The sequence below is a fragment of the Corynebacterium sp. HMSC076G08 genome (assembly GCF_001811515.1).
In the GTDB taxonomy this organism is placed as follows: Bacteria; Actinomycetota; Actinomycetes; order Mycobacteriales; family Mycobacteriaceae; genus Corynebacterium; species Corynebacterium hiratae.
Window position 1 is genome coordinate 1 of sequence record NZ_KV805032.1, and the last position, 582, is coordinate 582.

The window sequence follows — 582 nt, forward strand, 5'->3', positions numbered from 1 at the left end:
CTGGTACTAATAGACCAAAACAAACACACACACTTGAACTTTTCAGTGTGTAAACAGCAAACACAACAGTTAATTAATCACACTGTCGCTTGCGTCCACTACACAGTATCTGACACAACACCAGCAACCAGACACAAACAGTTGCTCCGTGTGTTTGTCGGTGGCCTATAGCAGCAGGGAAACGCCCGGTCCCATTCCGAACCCGGAAGCTAAGCCTGCTAACGCTGATGGTACTGCAACCGGGAGGTTGTGGGAGAGTAAGAAACCGCCGACACCAAACAACAAACCATAACTCAATACACCAAGCCCGCCACCGTTGAGCAACCACTCAACGGTGACGGGCTTCATCATCGTTTTCGCACACAGCCTACAAGCGCAGACCCGAAAACACAGACCTGCGTGCTGCACATCCACGTCCGCGCTTATAGACCGCAAGGGATCCGAGCACGGGTCATACGCGCTAATTATCCCAAGCACAAAGAATCCGCCGCCGCCCAAACAAGCAACACAGCTTTGTCGGCTAAGCACACTCATCCCCATGGGGTTGCCTGTTGCGACCGGCTATTTGGTAGCAGTGTCGTG

1 rRNA gene is annotated in these 582 nt (G+C 52.4%); it reads left to right on the forward strand.

Annotation, left to right across the window (positions count from 1 at the left end):
* Nucleotides 1–156 precede the first annotated feature (156 nt).
* Nucleotides 157–274: ribosomal RNA gene (rrf, locus tag HMPREF2806_RS04880) — 5S ribosomal RNA — on the forward strand.
* Nucleotides 275–582 lie beyond the last annotated feature (308 nt).